The sequence below is a fragment of the Streptococcus infantis genome (assembly GCF_047460825.1).
GTDB classification, from domain to species: Bacteria; Bacillota; Bacilli; order Lactobacillales; family Streptococcaceae; genus Streptococcus; species Streptococcus infantis_V.
Genome location: NZ_JASHFO010000030.1, coordinates 1 through 19,763, shown reverse-complemented (window position 1 = coordinate 19,763; position 19,763 = coordinate 1). Strand labels below are relative to the sequence as shown.

At 35.7% G+C, this 19,763-nt stretch carries 18 protein-coding genes; 4 read left to right on the top strand and 14 right to left on the bottom strand.

Annotation, left to right across the window (positions count from 1 at the left end; translation table 11 throughout):
* Window positions 1-391 precede the first annotated feature (391 nt).
* From QM911_RS08350 to yfmF, 11 genes are all read right to left on the bottom strand, one after another.
* Window positions 392-1,606: an aminoacyltransferase gene (locus QM911_RS08350; protein WP_414313699.1), complete on the bottom strand. Its 1,215-nt coding sequence runs from the start codon at window positions 1,604-1,606 to the stop codon at window positions 392-394.
* A gap of 180 nt (window positions 1,607-1,786) precedes the next feature.
* Entirely contained in the window at window positions 1,787-3,022 is a 1,236-nt protein-coding gene (gene pcsB, locus QM911_RS08345; protein WP_414313698.1) for a peptidoglycan hydrolase PcsB, read from the bottom strand.
* A gap of 91 nt (window positions 3,023-3,113) precedes the next feature.
* Window positions 3,114-3,608, bottom strand: a complete 495-nt coding sequence (mreD, locus tag QM911_RS08340) for a rod shape-determining protein MreD (RefSeq protein WP_414313697.1) — start codon at window positions 3,606-3,608, stop codon at window positions 3,114-3,116.
* The gene (gene mreC, locus QM911_RS08335; RefSeq protein ID WP_414313696.1) at window positions 3,605-4,426 is read right to left on the bottom strand and encodes a rod shape-determining protein MreC; all 822 of its coding nucleotides are present in this window, start codon (window positions 4,424-4,426) and stop codon (window positions 3,605-3,607) included. The genes mreD and mreC overlap by 4 nt, the downstream gene beginning before the upstream one ends.
* Window positions 4,427-4,447: 21 nt before the next feature.
* Window positions 4,448-5,242 carry an energy-coupling factor transporter transmembrane component T family protein gene (locus QM911_RS08330; RefSeq protein ID WP_414313695.1) on the bottom strand — a complete coding sequence of 265 codons (795 nt, stop codon included), beginning with the start codon at window positions 5,240-5,242 and terminating at the stop codon, window positions 4,448-4,450.
* Window positions 5,235-6,074: an energy-coupling factor transporter ATPase gene (locus QM911_RS08325; protein WP_414313694.1), complete on the bottom strand. Its 840-nt coding sequence runs from the start codon at window positions 6,072-6,074 to the stop codon at window positions 5,235-5,237. Before QM911_RS08325 ends, QM911_RS08330 begins: the two co-directional genes overlap by 8 nt.
* Window positions 6,059-6,886, bottom strand: a complete 828-nt coding sequence (locus QM911_RS08320) for an energy-coupling factor ABC transporter ATP-binding protein (RefSeq protein ID WP_414313693.1) — start codon at window positions 6,884-6,886, stop codon at window positions 6,059-6,061. The genes QM911_RS08325 and QM911_RS08320 overlap by 16 nt, the downstream gene beginning before the upstream one ends.
* A gap of 2 nt (window positions 6,887-6,888) precedes the next feature.
* Window positions 6,889-7,428 carry a CDP-diacylglycerol--glycerol-3-phosphate 3-phosphatidyltransferase gene (gene pgsA / locus QM911_RS08315; RefSeq protein ID WP_049503303.1) on the bottom strand — a complete coding sequence of 180 codons (540 nt, stop codon included), beginning with the start codon at window positions 7,426-7,428 and terminating at the stop codon, window positions 6,889-6,891.
* Window positions 7,429-7,440: 12 nt separating this feature from the next.
* Entirely contained in the window at window positions 7,441-8,265 is an 825-nt protein-coding gene (gene rodZ / locus QM911_RS08310) for a cytoskeleton protein RodZ (RefSeq protein WP_414313692.1), read from the bottom strand.
* A gap of 37 nt (window positions 8,266-8,302) precedes the next feature.
* Window positions 8,303-9,586 carry an EF-P 5-aminopentanol modification-associated protein YfmH gene (gene yfmH / locus QM911_RS08305; RefSeq protein WP_414313691.1) on the bottom strand — a complete coding sequence of 428 codons (1,284 nt, stop codon included), beginning with the start codon at window positions 9,584-9,586 and terminating at the stop codon, window positions 8,303-8,305.
* On the bottom strand, window positions 9,583-10,851 hold the full coding sequence (gene yfmF / locus QM911_RS08300) for an EF-P 5-aminopentanol modification-associated protein YfmF (RefSeq protein WP_414313690.1): 1,269 nt from the start codon (window positions 10,849-10,851) through the stop codon (window positions 9,583-9,585). Before yfmF ends, yfmH begins: the two co-directional genes overlap by 4 nt.
* Window positions 10,852-11,012: 161 nt before the next feature.
* Here yfmF and yaaA point away from each other — a divergent pair, with 161 nt between their 5' ends.
* Complete coding sequence (gene yaaA / locus QM911_RS08295; RefSeq protein WP_414313689.1) at window positions 11,013-11,381, top strand: S4 domain-containing protein YaaA; 369 nt, start codon at window positions 11,013-11,015, stop codon at window positions 11,379-11,381.
* Window positions 11,382-11,383: 2 nt separating this feature from the next.
* Window positions 11,384-12,475 carry a DNA replication/repair protein RecF gene (gene recF, locus QM911_RS08290; protein WP_414313688.1) on the top strand — a complete coding sequence of 364 codons (1,092 nt, stop codon included), beginning with the start codon at window positions 11,384-11,386 and terminating at the stop codon, window positions 12,473-12,475.
* A gap of 55 nt (window positions 12,476-12,530) precedes the next feature.
* On the opposite strand, the gene guaB is transcribed toward recF, so the two are convergent.
* Both guaB and trpS read right to left on the bottom strand, forming a co-directional pair.
* Window positions 12,531-14,009, bottom strand: coding sequence for an IMP dehydrogenase (guaB, locus tag QM911_RS08285; RefSeq protein ID WP_414313687.1), 1,479 nt, complete (start codon window positions 14,007-14,009; stop codon window positions 12,531-12,533).
* A 162-nt stretch (window positions 14,010-14,171) separates the two neighbouring features.
* Window positions 14,172-15,197, bottom strand: coding sequence for a tryptophan--tRNA ligase (gene trpS, locus QM911_RS08280; protein WP_414313686.1), 1,026 nt, complete (start codon window positions 15,195-15,197; stop codon window positions 14,172-14,174).
* A 204-nt stretch (window positions 15,198-15,401) separates the two neighbouring features.
* On the opposite strand from trpS, the gene QM911_RS08275 reads away from it, so the two are divergent.
* The gene (locus tag QM911_RS08275) at window positions 15,402-17,024 is read left to right on the top strand and encodes an ATP-binding cassette domain-containing protein (protein ID WP_414313685.1); all 1,623 of its coding nucleotides are present in this window, start codon (window positions 15,402-15,404) and stop codon (window positions 17,022-17,024) included.
* A gap of 61 nt (window positions 17,025-17,085) precedes the next feature.
* The gene (locus QM911_RS08270; RefSeq protein ID WP_414313684.1) at window positions 17,086-19,635 is read left to right on the top strand and encodes a YfhO family protein; all 2,550 of its coding nucleotides are present in this window, start codon (window positions 17,086-17,088) and stop codon (window positions 19,633-19,635) included.
* A gap of 36 nt (window positions 19,636-19,671) precedes the next feature.
* On the opposite strand, the gene QM911_RS08265 is transcribed toward QM911_RS08270, so the two are convergent.
* A partial coding sequence (locus QM911_RS08265) for an IS3 family transposase (protein ID WP_414313700.1) occupies window positions 19,672-19,763 on the bottom strand: 92 nt, incomplete at its 5' end.

Sequence of the window (19,763 nt, the reverse complement as noted above, 5' to 3'; positions counted from 1 at the left end):
TGAAATCAAACATTAGTAAAACCAGTGGAACTTACCCTGACACGGATTTCCACTGGTTTTTACGATTTTTATCAGACTAACTTCCACTTTTATTGGCGATGGAAGTTAGTTTGGGAATTTAGCCATAACCTAACTTCCCAACTGAAATTTTAAAAAAATTTATTCACCTTAAATAAAAAATATCCCAACATAAATTGTTACTGCTAAATATGCAATAACCACTTATGTTGAGATTCAGATAAATACAAAATATTTCGAGTTGATAACTTAAATGTTTTGATATGAAAAAATCTACTTTATATTTTTTGATAGCAAGTATCATATCTCCATACTCAATGTTAGCAAAAAAACAATTACTAAAGATTAAACTTGCCAATAAGTCTTTGACTTTCTACTTGCTACTTCGAAGTTTCTTACGAATTTTATAAGCTATGTTAAATAAGAAATACAATGAGCTAGTTGGGTAATTAAACTCACCAGCAAATTCCTCGATAGTGGGATTAAACTTAGATTTAAAATTAAATAACCCACCCTCTAAATTATTTTCAATTCCACCCATATTATGAGTCTCTGCTCCACGTTCAAATGAATGTTGAGCAGTCTCAAACCATGTAGGAATAGCAGGTTGATAATGTCTAAATTCCTCATTCATTCCAGCATATAAGTTTTCAGAAGTTTTCCCAAATTCGATGGTTAAAGTTCCAGACAATGGAACAACACTGTCCCCTCTATCAATATGGCTCTTAAGAAAAGAAATTTCTTCCTCTAATCGTTTTCTCTCTTGCTGATTCTCTTTTATTTTGCCTTCTTTCGTTTTATCAGTAAATTTCTGCGCTATTTTTAGATTCTTTTCGAGTTGCTGCTCAACTTCTTTCAGTCTATTAGGTAAATCTAAATAGCTCAGTGTGATAAAAGAGTGATCAGGATAAGTAGTCAGTAACTTCTGATAATAATCTTTGCCTCGTAAACTGATATTCTTACGAGACTCTGTTTTCTTCATTAAAAATGAAAATTCATCTAATAAGTCGAGTCCACCGAATTTTACTTCCAATCCTTTATTTCTTGCAGTTCGGATTGCTTGTCTAGTAGACTTGGATAGTTGATCCAACGAGAAGTTTTCTTTATGGATATTAGCTTGAAAACGAGGTTGTATGTTTTCTGCCATATCCTTTGTCAAACCTGTCCAATGAACTTTGTTTTTTTGCAATTCCTCAACAATTTCAAAAGTTTTAGAATTTTGAATAGTTTCTTGGTCGATAAGACTTCGACTGATAAACAAACTTGGATCAAATTTAACCATTATTGCATGGCTTTTTTTAGCAAGTTTTTTCAATGTTAAAAGCACAAATTTCAGAAGTTCTTTATCTTCATAATTAATAACTGGGCCTCTTGGAATATAGAACATGGAAAATCCTAATGGAAGAGGCTGAATTAAGATGTTCGCTACTCCAACTAGTTGATTCTCTTTATAAAATCCAACTCTCTCATTCCCCCAAGTATCCTTTATCTTGGCCCAATCACTACTCTGCAATAAATTCCCTTGAGGATGATTTTTCAAAAATAAATCCCACTCTTGAACATCAACATTCATTTTATAAGTAAACATAATTCCAGTACCAACTCTCTTAAAATCTTGTTATTATTTCGTTAAATAAACATACTTATTCTAGCTACATATCCGATAATTTTCATCCCATAATGACAAAATGATGAAAATTTTTTATTAATACTATACAAAGGGTGAGATTCATAAAACCTCACCCTAAATTTAATAATAATTAATATGTTAGTTTGGATAAATATATCTTACTGTACCGCGTGATGCTGTAGGATTAAACCAACCACGATAATTTCCGATTGGTTGAGTTCCGCTACCATCATAGTTACATTCTGAAACTTGAATACGAGTTGATGATTCAACTGCAGTAACAACCGCTACATGTCCGTATCCTCCATCATCCCATGAAGCAATTGCACCAACTTGTGGTGTAGAACCTGTACGGAATCCAGCTGCCGCTGCACTAGCTGCCCACTGACCACCATTACCCCAATAATCACCAGCCCATGGAGCCAAGGTCTTAGCCCCCCATGTACATTGACCTGTTGGATAACTTGAAGCGTTTGAACTATAAGTTGGACGTTGAATTACAGTAGTCGCTGCAGGTGTGTAGCTTGAATCATTATCTGATGATGAACTTGATGAACTTGATGAACTTGATGATGAACTTGAAGTTGCTTGTACTTGGGCGGCAAAAGTTGTGTTAGCTGAAGCTACAAGTGATTGTTGTTGACTTGCTTGTTTTGCTTTATAAGCTGCTTCTGCCTCTGCTGCTGCTTTAGCTTCTGCCTCTGCTGCTGCTTTTTTCTCTAGCAAGCTAGCTTTTTCGTTTTCTGCTGTAGCTTTTTCAGCTGCAAGATTTAACTCAGCTACTTTCAATTCTGCTTGTTTTGTTGTCAAAGCTTGAGCATCGTCAGCAAGCGTTTGTTGGTTCGCAATGACTGTATTGATTGCTTCGTTATTGGCAACTTGTTTTTCGGAGATAGCTTTCTTATCTTCTTTTTGTTGTTGCAACATTTTATTGTTTGCTGATACGATTTCACTCATAGCTGCTACACGAGAAATAGCTTCTGTAATTGAGTCCGAGTTAATAATCGTATTGATGTAGCTTGTAGCAGTTCCGTTCGTTTGTGCACTACGAGCTTGGTTTTCAAGTGATTCATTACGTGATACAATATTTTTTGAAAGCTCAGTAATTTCTCCTTCAAGTTTTTTTGATTCTGCTTGAAGTTTTTCGTTCTCAACTTGCAATTTTTCTTGTTCTGCTTGAATTGCTGAAACCTGAGTTTGAATTTCATCTACTTGCTTTTGAGCTTCTTTTTGTTGAGCTGTCAAGCTACTAATTTTGCTATCTTGAGCAGCAATCTTTTCATCTGTTGTATTTGCTTGAACACTTGAAAGAACAGTTCCTTGTGAAACTAATACTGTACTTAACAAAAGTGTTGCTAGGATTTTTTTCTTCATAAGTGTAAATACTCCTCCTTTTAAAACAATACTAGTATATCAAAAAAAGGCTTAATAAATATTACGCCTTTATTACAGTTTTGTTTCTTTCTTATAGATATATTTTTTCAAAAATAAACTGAAAAACTAACATCAATAGAAAGTTTAGTATCATTGACGGAACTAGACCATAGACGATAAAGACTGTTATGCTTTCAGCAGTTAATCCAATCATTTGCGCTAGAAGAAAACTACCAAATTCAAAAGAGAAAGTCATCATTAAAATAGCTAATAGTCTAGTCCATCTATTTGACAAAATAACTGAGTTGCTTTTATACACTATTGCTCCAATAATCACAAATAGAAGACTAGCGATTCCAATCAAATGGAAGAAATAAATATCGTATATAAGACCAATAAATAAGCAATAAACTAAAAATAGATACTCCGATACTTCAATAGTTTCAAACAACAAGAAGATGAAGATAAAGTGGCTCACAATTTGAAAATGTGGAAAAAAACTATTTACAAATTGCCCTAAATGACTGTCTATTAAGACAACTATAGGCAAGAGTAAAAACATCCCTATCTGCTTCAACAGTCTCATGATGGATTCCCCACTAACTCTACGACTTTTAGGTTCATTGGATCGGCATGGAGTTTAACCATAACTTCTCTTGTGAGATAGTCACTACTATGGGTAACTGATACAACCTCCCCTACTGGAATATCTGTTGTTTTAAAGTTGCCCAGACCTCCTGTTACCACCTTGTCTCCCTGGCCAATATCACTACTACTATTTAACTGGCTTATTTTAAGCAAGTCTTTTTCTTTGTCGTACCCAATGATAATGCCATATATACTAGTAGAACCGTGTTGGATTTTAACGGAGATTTTCTCCGTATTTTCCGCATTGGTCAATAAGTTGACCACAGTAGAGTTATCTTCAACCTTTCCCACGCTTCCAATCAGTCCCCCACCAGCAATCACAAGCATATTACTGGTCACACCTTGTTGAGAACCTGAATCAATTGTCAACTCTTGTTTCCAAGTTGCAGGAGTTCTCATGATGACGTCAGAAGCAATCAACTTGGTTGCGTTCAATTTTGACTTCATATCCAATAACTGACGCAGTTGCTCATTTTCTTCCTTCAGACTGTCTGCTTCATTCGTTTCCTTCTTCATCTGATAGAGTTCTTTTTTGAGAGTTTCATTCTCGTTATAAGTTCTGGTCAAACGACCTAAATCAGATTTTACGGAAGATAGCCATTGAAAAGGCTTTTGCACTATTCTATCGACTAATGAAATGCCATCTCCAGCTTTTGTTACAACTGCACTTGATTGTGTTGTTACTAAAAAAACGGATACTACTAATACAACGACAAATAGAACAATGATATATTTTGATTTTTTAAAACGGTTCATACCTCTACCTTATATTACATTCTAAGATTTTAGCAAAAATAGAATTGCACCCAATACACAAACAAATAATAGCGCTATACTGTCTCTGTTCATCCAATTTAACTGTCGATACTGGCTACGTCCATTACCACCTTGATAGCCTCTAGCTTCCATGGCTGTAGCAAGAGAATCCGCTCGTTTCAAACTTGTAGCGAACAAAGGAATCAAAATAGGAATCATAGCCTTAACCTTTTGAATTACATTACCTTCTCCAAAATCAACACCACGCGCCTTTTGAGCATTCATAATTCGAATCGTATCATCCATCAAGGTTGGCACAAAACGTAAACTCATTGACAACATGAGTCCAATCTCATGAACTGGAACCTTAAATCTTTTTAAAGGTCCAAGCAAGGATTCAACCGCTGTTGCCAAGCTCAATGGCATGGTTGTCAAAGTGAGCAAGGTTGAGAAAAAGATAATCAACACAAAACGACAAAAAATAATTCCTGCCTGCTCAATACCATAGCTTGTGATTTTTATAAATCCCATCTCGAACAAGACTTGACCACCAGAGATAAAGAACAGTTGAAAAAGGGTTGTAAAAGCAATCAGAAAAAACATAGACCGCAAACCTTTTATAAAAAAAGATAAGGGAACTTCTGATAAAATGACAAATATGCCTGTTGCAATGAAGAGTATGAGATTTGTAATTGGATTATTGGCCCAAAAAGCGATGATGATCAATAAAATCATTGCTACTAACTTACTACGAGGATCTAGACGATGAATAATCGAATTTCCTGGTATGTATCGACCTAAAATCATATTATCCATTGATAAACTCCTTAAACTCCTCTATCGTTATCGGTAATTGTTCGAAAGAAACTCCTCTGTCAACTAGCCTTTGAGCAAATCGTGTGATTTTAGGAACACCCAATTGGATTTTTTCCATAAATTCGACATTTTGAAAGACAAGACTTGGCTTCCCACCCTTAACTAGTTTCCCTTTTTCCATCACATAAACTTGGTCAGCAAATTCGGCCACATCATCCATAAGGTGGGTTACTAAAACAATTGTTATACCATCTTGATGAAGCTTTTTAAACAAGGCCATCAACTCTTTCCGACCAATTGGGTCCAAACCAGCTGTTGGCTCGTCTAAGACCAAAATGCTAGGCTCCATCGCCAAAATTCCAGCAATAGCAACCCGTCTCATTTGTCCACCTGAGAGTTCAAATGGACTTCGTTCAAAGAGTGATTCATCGATTCCTACTAAAGCTAGTTTTTCACGCGCGATAGCTTCTGCCTCTTCTACAGAAACTCCAAAATTTTGAGGTCCAAAAGCCACATCTTTTAGGACAGTTTCCTCAAAAATTTGGTTCTCTGCAAACTGAAATACCAAACCAACTTGCTTGCGAATTTGACGAATTTGCTTATTGACGGATGTTGGTGTAATCAATGTATCAAAGACACGAACACTTCCCTCTGTAGGAACCAACAAACCATTCAAAAGTTGAAGGATTGTAGACTTTCCGCTTCCTGTATGCCCAATAATCGCAGTATAAGAGCCATCCTCTATTGACAAACTGACATCTGACAAAGCAGCTGAAGCAAAGGGTGTTCCTTCCTGATACGTATAACTAACATTGTCTAGAATAATTCCCATAAAGCCTCCTCAAGTTCCTCCTCCGTTAGATAGAACTCTGGCAAGTCCAAACCACTGGTACGTAGCGATTCTCTTAATTGGTTGACAAAGGGTTGATCTAAGCCAATTTGATCTAAATCTGATCTAGAAAATAACTCTCTAGGAGTGCTAGTTGACTCGACTTCTCCTTTTTTCATCACCAAAACTCTGTCACTCATGGCCACCTCATCCAGATCATGCGTAATGGAGATGACTGTCATCTGATGGTCTTTGCGAATCTTCTGGACTATCTTAATCAACTCTAATCGTCCCTCAGGGTCCAACATACTTGTAGCCTCATCCAAGATTAAAATATCTGGTCGCAGAGCAACAACACCTGCAATAGCTACTCTCTGCTTCTGACCTCCTGACAAGCGAGCTGGTTCCTTTTTAGCAAATTCAGCCATCCCAACCAATGATAAAGCCTCAGAAACGCGTTTCTTCATCTCTTCAAGTGGGATTCCTTGATTTTCCAGTCCAAAAGCAACATCGTCTTCAACAGTTGCTCCTACGAATTGGTTATCAGGATTTTGAAAGACCATACCAATCTTACGTCTTTTTTCCCAGACATTTTCTAGAGTTAGGCAGTCACCGTCTATCCAAATTTCTCCAGATTCAGCCTCGAGCAAACCATCAATCAAGCGAACTGTCGTTGATTTTCCACTACCATTATGACCAACGATTGACAACCATTCTCCACGTTTCACGTGAAACGAAATGTTATGAACATCATAATGTTCTTGATCTGCCTGATATCGAAAAGACAGGTCTTTTATCTCAATAATCGATTCCATATCTAACGAAAGGTTCCTTTAAACAAATATGCGCTTCCCTTGAAATAATCATAACCAGAATAAACTGTGAAGAACAAGGCAATATAAAGAGTTATCTGACCAAGCACATTCCAGTGAAGTAGCAAGAATATTATCGCAAACATCTGACTAAATGTCTTGATTTTTCCAGGCATAGCAGCAGCTAGAACGGTACCCCCTGTTTCAACTAAGAGCAAGCGCAAACCAGTGACTGCAAGTTCACGGCAGATAATAACTGCTACCACCCAAGCTGGTGCCATCTTTAGACCGACCAACATGATAAAGGCTGACATGACCAATAATTTATCAGCCATTGGATCTGCAAACTTTCCGAAATTACTAACCACTTGCCATTTTCTAGCTAAATAACCATCTAGATAATCAGTGATACTGGCAATAGCAAAAATAACTGCTGCTATTTTATGTAACAGTGGAGATGGTCCAACTGATAGAAGGAGAATAAAAATCGGAATAAATAAAATTCTACCAAGCGTAAGCATATTAGGAATATTCTCTTTTTTCATGTTATCCTTCCTTTAGTTTGAACTTAATGTTAGAGTAATCCAACCAGTTTGACCAGTTAATTTTGAAGTGTCAATTTCCTTATTATCAATTTTCACTGACACTCCCTTAACAACACCCAATGTTATGGTTACTGGAGATCCTTTAGAAATGGTTGTTTTAGCTGTTTTATTATTAGGTTCAAGAGTCACTCCTCCTGCTAAATCAGTATCCGAAACACTAATCCAGCTTGTTACATCTGTAACAGATAATTGAAGCTCCGCAGAATCTTTAGATGTCTTATATTCCACTGATAAAGCATCTCCCTGACCTGAAACAGTCAAAGTAGTTGCCTCGCTCGAACTTGATGAACTAGTAGCTTGACTACTACTTGATGCTACACTACTAGAGCTACTTGTTGAACTCACAACACTATAAGTTGCTGCAGAAGACGCAGTTGGTTGGGTTTGAATATAATTCCACACATAGTAGGTTACAAAAATTAAAATCGATAAAGAAAAAAGAACAAAGTAAAATAACGGGAGAAATGAATTTTTCTTTCGATTAGACCGTCTACGTCCTGAAAGTTCAATCTCATCTACATCAACTTCTTCATAAGTAATCATACTTCCCGAATCATAGGCATCTAGAACGATATTTTCATCTAATTCAACAGCCCAAGCATACTTTCTCAAAAATGAACGAGCATAAAAAGTACTCGGTAGTTTGTCAAAATCATCTGACTCCATTGCCTCCAACAAATCCAGTTGAATATCTGTCTTTCTATGCAATTCTTCTAAGCTCAGTCCTTGGTTAATTCTTGCAAGACGTAAGACCTCACCAATTGTTTTTTTTCTCATACTTAACATTCCTTCTTTCTAGTGTATTTTCTAGCGATTATATCGGGAAAATTGTACAATCAACCATATCGCTATTATCTATCAAATCATGTCCAGCCTCTAGAACATCTTCTAAAGTAATTTCCTGCAAAAGTTTAGGAAGGTCAAACAGGGTAGAACCTGTATCGGTTGGATGATACTGAGTAGCAATGTATTCAAGGGAATCCATACTATGAAGAAATTCTCCATACATCTCAGTTTTTACAATATCCAAGTGATCCTCAGTTACATCCTCATCTTTAACAAAATTGCGAATAGCTTTACGAAATTGATGAGAAAGTGCCACAGGTTCCTTTGTATCCATTGTTAATATCACAAAATGGAAACGAGGATCAACTTCTATTTCTAGAGACAGGGAAGCATCCAGTTTACCTGTCTCATATAATTTTTGAAATCTTTGTGAAGTCCAACCAAACATCATTGTAAACAACAATTTCAATAAAAGATGATAACGATACTGATCTCGATTTCCGATATCTTCATTTCCTCTAATACCGATCGCTAATTTTGGAGAAGCCACGTCCATCCGTAAACTTTCAGTAGTCTTTACAGGATGTAAAGGTATTTGTTCTCTCTTAAACTCATGTTTTTTTTCTTGAGGATGAGATTTCTTAGCAAAATAATCTTCAAGCAGTTCAAAATCAAAATTCCCCACTAAAAAGATATTACTATTGACAGGTCTGTAAAACTCTTTAAAGTTCTCTTCTAAATCCTCCAAACAAATAGCATCAATAGAGTTTTCACTACCAACAATATCTGAAGCTAAAGGACTTTCTGGATAGAGATTTGCCAAAGTCTTGAAAAATAGACAAGAATCCGGATCATCCTGATACATCTCTCTTTCCTGTTGAATGATATCCTTTTCGCGCTCCACAGATTCTTCAGTCATATTGAAAGTAGTGACAAGTTCTTCTAGCAAATCTAAACACTCTAGAACATTTTCAGAAGTCGAGAAAAGATAGCTAGTGTTCGTAAAGCTCGTAAAGGCATTACTTTCAGCACCCAACTCTGTAAAAGCTGCCATAACATCTCCAGAATCTTCTCTTTCAAAAAGCTTATGTTCTAAGAAATGAGCGATTCCTTGTGGATATTGTTGTAATTTCTTATCATCCACTGTAAACCTTGTGTCAACAGAACCGACTTGGACACTTACAACGCCATAAACCTCGTTAAAGTCCTTTTTAGGTAGTAAAGTAACTGTCAAACCATTTTCTAAGCTAGTTTGATACAAAGTTTCTTTTACAGCAGGATAATATTTCTTTTGAAAAGTAGGTCTGGTCATTCTGCTCCTTCCATAAAATAAATAGCCTGCAACTTAAAACTGTTTGCTGCTTCACAAATTGCTTCTCTATCAACTTGTTCAAGCTTATCGATTAAAGTTTTTGTATCAAGATTCGCCTTCCCAAAAAAAGTTGACAAATAATATTTATCGACGATAGAATCTTGATTATCCTGAGCTAGTAGTAAAGAGCGACGAATCATTTGTTTGGTCTGATCAATTTCCTTATCTGTAAACTTGCCATTTTTTATGTCAAGTAACTGATGATTCATCAATTTTCTTACTTTGTTTCGATTTTGCCGATCAATTCCAGCAAATAGTCGTAAAAATCCACTAAAGAGATCCAAATGACTTGATACCGTATAGGCCAGTCCTTCTTTTTCTCGCACTTGGGTAAATAGTTTCGAATGAGGAAAGGCTCCTAAAAGACCATTTACAAGAAGCACTGCCATCTGTTCTTCATCACCATATGCCACTGAACTATGGTAGCCCATCTCTAAAACAGACTGTCCTAATCTCTTTCTAACAATACCTTCTCTAAGAATATTAGAATAGGGTTGCTGATATTGAATGTTTACAACTGATTTAATGTTTACAACTGATTTACGACCTGTCAAAGGAAATTTATGTAAAAACTCTAAAACTTCAATTTCATTAAAATCGCCTAAGAAGAAAATATCTATTTGGTCTTCTTTTAGCATTTTTTGATAGCTTGAAAAACATGTTTCTGGAGTCTCTTCTGAAATTCTAGAAATCAAATCTTTTGGAACTAGCTGCATTGATTCTTCTTGGAAAAACAATTGATCTAACTCCTTATGTGCAAAGAAGAATGGGTCTTCCAATTCTGATTCTAGCCTTGATAAGATCTGTTTTTTCTCGATGTCAAAAGCATTTTTCTCAAATCCATCCTCATCCGACAATGGTGTAAACAGAACCTGGTGCAGTAATTCTAAAATTTGAGAAGTTAATACGTTTTTCTTACTTAAAAATTCATCACGCACATAGGTAATATTCAAATCCACAAGATGACTTTGTCCTCTTCGATAGGCATGCGCTGACAAATCAGTTCCATACAAGGTTGCTAAACGTTTTCGAAACAGTTGAGCAGTTGGATAACTTTGGTTGGCAGTTTCAAGCATACTGGCACTTAACATACGACTTGAAATTGAATCCAAAGACAATGGAGCTGTGAAACGCACAGTAATTTTATTAGTTTTAAATTTTTTTGATTGAATAAAATGCACTGCAATTCCAGGTACTAACTCCATCTCTTACCTCCTTCTACATAGAGTTCTATTATACCATGAAAAGAGAAAATTTTCTTGTTCTCTTTACCCCTTTTAGAATTAAAATCGCTTTCATTTCTAACGAATTTACCTCTGCCATTTCAAGGTAAAATATGGTATAATACCAAAGATTGAGGTGAACTATGGAATACAAATTATTTGAAGAATTTATCACTCTCCAAGCTCTCTTGAAAGAACTTGGTATTATACACAGTGGTGGAGCTATTAAATCCTTTTTAGCTGAGCATCATGTCTACTTTAATGGGGAATTAGAAAATCGTCGTGGAAAAAAAGTAAGAATCGGAGACTCTATCGACATTCCTGACATGAAAATCCACATCATTTTGACTCATCCTAGTCAAGAAGAACAGGAAGAATATCTTCAAGAAAAACTTGAGAAAGAACGTGTGGCTAAACTTGTCAAAGAAATGAATAAGACGGTCAAAAAAAAGTCAACAAAAAAGACCCAGAAAGCTAAAACAAAAACTGCACCACGTTTCCCAGGTAGATAAGTATGTGGCTAAAAAACTTATCCATCAAGCAATTTAGAAACTATCAGGATACCGAAATTGAATTTAATCCTAAATTGAACGTATTTGTTGGTCGAAATGCTCAAGGAAAAACCAATCTTCTGGAAAGTATTTACTTTTTAGCTTTAACTAGAAGTCATCGGACAAAGACAGACAAGAATTTAATCCGATTTGAAGAAGAACAACTTCAAGTTTCTGGAATTCTTCAAAAACGAACGGCTACTGTACCACTTGAGATTGACTTAACCCCAAAAGGTCGGATTACTAAAGTCAATCACTTAAAGCAAGCTCGACTATCTGACTATATTGGACACATGAATGTTGTGCTATTTGCACCGGAAGATTTACAACTTGTCAAAGGAGCACCAGCTATCCGACGTAAGTTTATAGATATGGAGCTAGGGCAAATCAAACCCATATACTTGTCAGACTTGTCAAGCTACAACCATGTGCTCAAACAAAGAAATACCTACTTAAAGTCAGCGAATCAGATTGACGAAACATTTTTATCTGTTCTCGATGACCAGCTAGTAGACTATGGTTGTCGAGTGATGGTTCATAGAGAAGAATTTATCAAAAAAATGGAGTCTTTTGGTCGTGAGAAACACTTTGATATTTCGGACCAATTAGAAGAGTTGTCAATTCGTTATCAACCATCTGTAAACTTCACTGACAAGAAACATCTAGCAGAATCTTTCTATACCGCACTTCAAAAAAGTAGATCAAGAGATTTATTTAAGAAGAACACTGGAGTTGGTCCTCATCGAGATGATATGATTTTCTTAATCAATGGAATAGACGCAAGCTTTGGAAGTCAAGGGCAACATCGTAGCCTTGTTCTTTCTATTAAACTAGCTGAAATCGAATTAATGGAGAGCATTACAAAAGAATCGCCTATACTTTTACTTGACGATGTTATGAGTGAACTTGACAATACTCGTCAACTTAAATTATTAGAAACTATATCTCAGAATATTCAAACCTTTATTACGACAACTAGTTTAGAGCATCTTCAAAACTTACCTGATAATCTCAGTGTATTTACAGTAAAAGACGGTCAATTAGCTGTAAACTAATATTTACAGATTCGTAAAGATAAAAAATCTCCTGTTAAACAGGAGATTTTTTTGATTACATTGAGTAGTTTGGTGCTTCATTTGTGATTTGCACATCGTGTGGATGGCTTTCTTTTAGACCAGCACCAGACATTTCGATAAATTGAGCATTGTCATGCAATTCTTTAAGGTTAGCTGCACCACAGTAACCCATACCAGATCGGATACCACCAGTCATTTGGAATACGATATCAGCTGCTGCTCCTTTATATGCAACACGACCTTCAATTCCTTCTGGAACAAGTTTGTTTGCTTCATTGACTGAGCCTTGGAAGTAACGGTCACTTGAACCCTTCTTCATAGCAGCGATTGAACCCATACCACGGTATGTCTTGAACTTACGTCCTTGGAAGATTTCAGTTTCTCCTGGAGCTTCATCTGTTCCTGCAAACATTGATCCAAGCATTACTGCATTTCCACCAGCAGCAAGGGCTTTAACAATATCTCCAGAATACTTGATTCCACCATCAGCAATGATTGTTTTGCCATATTCACGCGCAACTGCTGCTGCATCATAGATAGCTGTAACTTGTGGAACTCCTACACCTGCGATAACACGAGTTGTACAGATTGAACCTGGTCCGATACCAACCTTAACAACGTCTACACCCGCTTCATAAAGAGCACGTGCACCTTCAGCAGTAGCAATATTTCCAGCAATCAGTGTACGGTCTGGGAAATGGGCACGGATTTCAGCGATTTTACGAAGAACCCCTGCAGAGTGTCCGTGTGCTGTATCGATGACAATTGCATCTGCTCCTGCTTCAAAGAGGGCTTCAGCACGTTCAAAAGTATCAGAAGTTACACCTACCGCACCAGCAACTAGAAGACGACCAAACTCATCTTTAGCTGCATTTGGAAACTCAATTACTTTTTCAATATCTTTAATCGTGATCAAGCCAGAAAGACGACCTTCTTCATCAACCAAAGGAAGTTTTTCAATACGGTGTTCTTGAAGAATGCTCTCAGCTGTTTCAAGATCTGTTCCAACAGGAGCAGTAACAAGATTCTCACTGGTCATATGATTTGAGATTGGTTGATTGTAATCTGAAATAAAACGAAGATCTCGGTTTGTTAAAATACCAACCAATTTACGATTTTCAAGAGTTTCAACCACTGGAACACCACTGATACGGTAACGTCCCATGAGTTCATCTGCTTCTGCAATTGTATGCTCTGGAGTCAAGAAGAATGGATCAATGATAACACCATTTTCAGAACGTTTTACCTTACGAACTTCATCTGCCTGCTGTTCAATAGACATATTTTTATGGATAACACCAAGACCACCTGCACGCGCAATAGCAATAGCCATTTGGCTTTCTGTTACAGTATCCATGGCTGCTGTAATAATTGGGATATTTAAAGTCAAATTATCTGCCAATTTTGTTGTTAAATCCGCATCATTAGGCAATACATGACTCTCTGCTGGAATAAGCAATACATCATCAAAGGTAAAACCTTTTTTCAAAAATTTAGTGTCCCAATTAGACATTGAAGTTTCCTCTTTTCTTTCTTTTTGAGCTTGACTCTTTTTGTATTGTATCTATCATACCATTCTATGAAAATTTGTCAATTATATTGATAATAGATAATGTAAAAAAACTATCCCTTTAATTTTAAAGAAGAGATAGTTTTAGAGTTCGTATTTTATCTATTAATGAAAGTAATTTAGACCCATTGCTGATTTTACTTCTGATAGCGTTTGACCAGCAACTTCTCGAGCTTTTTCACTACCTTTTTGAAGCATATTATACACTTCACCCATATCTTTAGCATATTCTAGGCGACGTTCACGGATTGGACCAAGTTCACGTTCTAGGATTTCCAGTAGATACCGTTTAGTCTTGACATCACCTAAACCTCCACGTTGATAATGCTCTTTCATGTCAGCAATTTCTTGAGCATCTTCAGGACGTCCGAATACGTCTAAGTAATGGAAAACCATATTTCCTTCAATATTACCTGGATCCTCAACACGAATGTGATCTGGATCTGTATACATACTCATTACTTTCTTACGCAAAGTATCTGCATCATCTGACAAGTAGATACCATTATTAAGCGATTTAGACATTTTGGCATTTCCATCAAGACCAGGTAAGCGACCTGCTCCTTCATTTTCAGGATAAATTCCTTCCGGTTCTACTAAAACATCACAATTATAGGCATGGTTGAATGAACGTACAATTTCACGTGTTTGTTCAATCATCGGTTTTTGGTCATTCCCTACTGGAACCAAGTTTGCCTTGAAGGCTGTAATATCCGCTGCTTGAGCAATTGGATAAACTAAAAATCCAGTTGGAATACTTTCTCCAAATCCTTTCTGAGCAATTTCTGTCTTTACAGTAGGATTACGCTCCAGACGAGCCAAAGACACTAGATTCATGTAATACATAGACAACTCTGCCAATTCTGGAATTTGACTTTGAATGAAAATCGTTGATTTGTTAGGATCCAATCCCACTGCAAGATAGTCCAAAGCAACATTCCCAATAGACTCTACAATAGTTTGTGGATCTTTTGCATGGTCAGTTAAAGCTTGCTGGTCAGCCAAAAAAACAAACATGTCATATTTATCTTCTTGCTGTAATAAGACACGATTTTTTAAGCTACCAACGTAGTGCCCAATATGTAATTTCCCCGTTGGACGATCTCCTGTTAAAATAATGGGTTTATTCATCTTATTCTCCTTTGATATGGTCCTTCAATTATAGCATTTTTTTGATAAAAAGACAGGTAATTTTTTTATCAAATAATTACGATTTCAACTCCTTAACTGTAAAATATCTGTAAACATCCTTTACAAATAATTGACAGATAAAAATTTGAATATTTGCTGATTTTCTAGTAGAATTAGAGTATTACATATAATAGGAGAAAAAAATTGCTAACAGTATCTGATGTTTCACTACGTTTTAGTGATCGCAAACTTTTTGATGAGGTCAACATCAAATTTACAGAAGGAAACACATATGGTTTAATTGGTGCTAACGGTGCAGGTAAATCAACATTTTTAAAAATCTTAGCTGGGGATATTGAACCTACAACTGGTCATGTTTCTCTTGGACCTGATGAACGTCTTTCTGTGCTTCGTCAAAATCACTTTGACTATGAGGATGAACGTGTTATTGATGTTGTTATCATGGGTAATGAAAAACTATACAACATCATGAAAGAAAAAGATGCTATCTATATGAAGGCAGACTTTACTGATGAAGATGGAGTTCGTGCAGCTGAGCTTGAAGGTGAATTTGCTGAACTAGGTGGTTGGGAAGCTGAAAGTGAAGCTTCACAACTCTTGCAAAACTTGAATATCCCTGAAGATCTTCATTACCAAAATATGAGTGAACTTGCAAATGGAGATAAAGTGAAAGTACTCCTTGCTAAAGCTCTATTTGGTAAACCAGATGTACTTCTTCTAGACGAGCCGACCAACGGTCTTGATATCCAATCTATTACTTGGTTAGAAGATTTCTTGATTGACTTTGATAACACCGTTATTGTCGTATCCCATGACCGTCACTTCTTGAACAAAGTATGTACTCACATGGCCGACCTTGACTTTGGAAAAATCAAACTCTATGTCGGAAACTACGACTTCTGGAAAGAATCTTCTGAGCTTGCTGCTAAATTGCTAGCAGACCGTAATGCTAAAGCAGAAGAAAAAATTAAGCAATTACAAGAATTCGTTGCTCGTTTCTCTGCTAATGCTTCTAAATCAAGACAAGCAACATCACGTAAGAAAATGCTTGATAAGATTGAAATTGAAGAAATTGTGCCATCTAGTCGTAAATATCCATTTATCAACTTTAAAGCTGAACGTGAAATCGGAAACGATCTCTTGACAGTAGAAAATCTATCTGTCAAGATTGATGGTGAAACTATTCTTGACAACATCAGCTTTATCTTGCGTCCAGGTGACAAGACAGCTCTTATCGGACAAAACGATATCCAAACAACTGCATTGATTCGTGCGATCATGGGTGATATCGACTATGAAGGAACTGTCAAGTGGGGGGTTACAACTAGTCGCTCTTACTTACCAAAAGACAATTCAGCTGATTTTGCTGGGAGTGAATCTATCCTTGACTGGCTCCGTCAATTTGCAAGTAAAGAAGAAGATGACAATACCTTCTTGCGTGGTTTCCTTGGTCGTATGCTCTTCTCTGGAGATGAGGTTAACAAACCTGTAAACGTCTTGTCAGGAGGAGAAAAGGTGCGCGTGATGCTATCGAAACTCATGCTTTTGAAATCAAATGTTCTAGTACTTGACGATCCTACTAATCACTTAGATTTGGAATCTATTTCAAGTTTGAACGATGGATTGAAAAACTTCAAAGAATCTATCATCTTCGCCAGTCATGACCATGAATTCATTCAAACATTGGCTAACCACATTATTGTCCTATCTAAAAACGGTGTAATCGACCGTATCGATGAAACCTATGATGAATTCTTAGAAAATGCTGAAGTACAAGCAAAAGTCAAAGAACTTTGGAAAGACTAAATAATACTTTAAAACTCAGTTGGATTAACCAACTGAGTTTTCTAACATTCTATGAGGTAACATGAAAAAATTTTTCAGAAACTATTGGACCTATCTTATTTCTTTCATTATTCCCCTAGTGATTATGTTCGGAGTCTATCTTTCTCAAGGTATCTACTGGAATAGTGATACTTCACCTTTATTAGGGGATGGATTTCATCAATATGTTATTTTTGATCTTAATCTTCGTAATATTTTACACGGAAGTGATAGTCTATTTTATACTTTTACCAGTGGTCTAGGTCTCAATTTTTATGCCTTGTCCAGTTATTATCTTGGTAGTTTTCTATCACCTCTTGTTTATTTTTTTGATGTATCAAGCATGCCAGATGCAGTCTATCTTTCAACCTTGTTAAAATTTGGCTTGATAGGTCTGTCAACCTTTTTTAGCTTGAGTATAATATTCAAAAATTTACCAACACCACTCAGATTATCTTTATCTACCTCATATGCTTTAATGAGCTTTACAGTTAGTCAACTTGAGATTAAAACCTGGTTGGATGTTTTTATTTTAATCCCCTTAATTTTAACTGGTTTACATCTACTCATAACGGAAAAAAAACGTATTCTATACTTTACAAGTTTGTCAATCTTATTTATCCAAAACTACTATTTTGGTTATATGACTGCCCTGTTTTTGGTAGTTTGGTATTTTTGCCAACTTTCCTGGGATTTTAAAAGTCGCAAGTATTCTTTCCTTGATTTTTTCCTAACATCCTTACTCGCTGGTTTAACAAGTTTCATCATGACACTCCCAACCTTGTTTGATTTAAGAACTCATGGTGAAAAACTAACCGCTATTACAAAAATAAAAACAGATGCCAGTTGGTATCTAGATCTATTCGCTAAACAATTTATTGGTGCTTTCGATACAACTAAATATGGTTCTATCCCAATGATTTTTGTTGGCCTCCTTCCTTTTATCTTAACAATTATATTCTTTACATTAAAATCAATTAAGTTTCACGTGAAACTATGCTATGCAACTCTACTCCTTATCATCATTGCTAGTTTTTATCTAGAAGCATTAGATCTATTTTGGCAAGGAATGCACGCGCCAAATATGTTTCTTCATCGCTATGCGTGGATTTTCTCTACTCTTTTGATTTATATATCTGCGGAAGTTTTAAATAGATTTAAAGATATCAAATTATGGAATATTTTATTCTCAATGACCTTCCTTTTATTTGGCTATCTGGCAACCATTTATTTTAAAAATCATTATTCGTTTTTAACTAAATTAAATATACTCTTAACGCTTGAATTCTTAGTGGTATACTTACTGCTACTATTGGCACTTATTAAAAAAAAGATTTCTCTAAAAATCTTTTCAATTCTTATTTTGATATTTACAATAAGTGAAATTAGTTTTAATGCTTCATCGCAATTCAATGGAATTACGAAAGAATGGGGATTTGCTTCTCGTAGTACCTATGATAAAGATATTCCAAGTATGGAAGCTATTTTGGAGTATACCAAACAGCAACCAGATACATTTACACGAACTGAAAAGTTACAAACTCAAACTGGAAACGATAGCATGAAATTTAACTACAATGGCATCTCACAATTTTCATCTGTTCGTAATCGTTCTGCAAGTACAACGTTAGATAAGTTGGGTTTTAAATCTTCAGGTACCAACCTTAATCTTCGTTATGCAAATAATACTATCATTGCAGATAGTTTATTTGGAATCAGCTACAATATTTCTGAAACCTATCCAGATAAATATGGTTTTCATCCAAGCTACCAAAAAGATAATCTAACCCTTTATAAAAATCAATTCGCTCTCCCAATTGCTTTTGCTACACAGTCTCTTTACAAAGATGTCACTTTTAATGACCATACTCTTGATAACCAAACTCAATTTTTAAATCAAATTGCTGGCTTAAATGAAGAGTACTTTTATCCGATAAATCATCATACAGACTCTGGTGACAACGTGGTCAATCTAAACGGAACTGATACTGAAGATGCAACTATCAGCTACAGCATTGAAATACCTGATAATAGTCAGGTTTACCTTTCCATGACCAAGATAAATTTTTCAAACGATAAGAAAAAGCAAGTTGACATCATTGTCAATGGTGAAAAAAAATCCTTTACCACAGATAATACTTTTACATTTTTTAATCTTGGATATGCAGAACATAAACAAACTTTTGATATCCAGGTTAAGTTCCCAGGAAATGCTCAAGTATCATTTGAATCTCCAACTTTCTATCGCTTAGATACTAAGAAATATACGGAGGCTATACGCAAAATAAAAGAAAATCCAGTAGAAGTGAGCTCTTATAAAAATAAAGTCACTGTAAATTATAAGGTAAAGAATGAGACATCGATCTTTTTCACAATTCCTTATGACCGAGGATGGTCTGCTTACCAAAATGGTAAAAAAATACAAATTCAACAGGCACAAACTGGATTTATGAAAATTGATGTTCCTGAAGGTGAAGGAACTATTACCCTTTCCTTTATTCCAAAAGGATTTGTTGCTGGTGCAAGTTGTTCTCTTATAGCCATTATTGTCTTTATTTTTTATGATATTCAAAGAAAAAAATATTCTAGATAAAAATGTACTGACCCCAAAAAGTTAGACAAATAATTATTAAAAGGATTTAGTTCTGTACTGCACAGGACTAAGTCCTTTTAGTTTTACCTTAATTCGTTTGTTGTTGTAATAATCAATATAGTCTACAA